Here is a 230-nt window from a genome sequence, read left to right on the forward strand (position 1 = left end):
CGACCCGCTGGCTGGCATGCCCCCGCTCGCCGACAGCGGCAAACGCATGGTGGCGAGGATCATCGACATGATCCTGGTGGGCATCGTGGTGTGGCTGCTGTCCTGGGCGTGCGGGGTCATGGAGTACAACATGAACGCCGACAAGATCGAGTACAGCAAGGGCTTCGGGCAGTCCGTGATCGCCCCGGTGCTCTACGTGGGCTACGACACCATCATGATCAGGAGGTCGG

1 pseudogene is annotated in these 230 nt (G+C 63.5%); it reads left to right on the forward strand.

Annotation, left to right across the window (positions count from 1 at the left end):
* Positions 1-230 (forward strand): annotated as a pseudogene (locus KVT44_RS57440) (RDD family protein); the annotation flags it as partial.

Source organism: Streptomyces sp. GbtcB7, assembly GCF_019091445.1.
Classification (GTDB): domain Bacteria; phylum Actinomycetota; class Actinomycetes; order Streptomycetales; family Streptomycetaceae; genus Streptomyces; species Streptomyces mirabilis.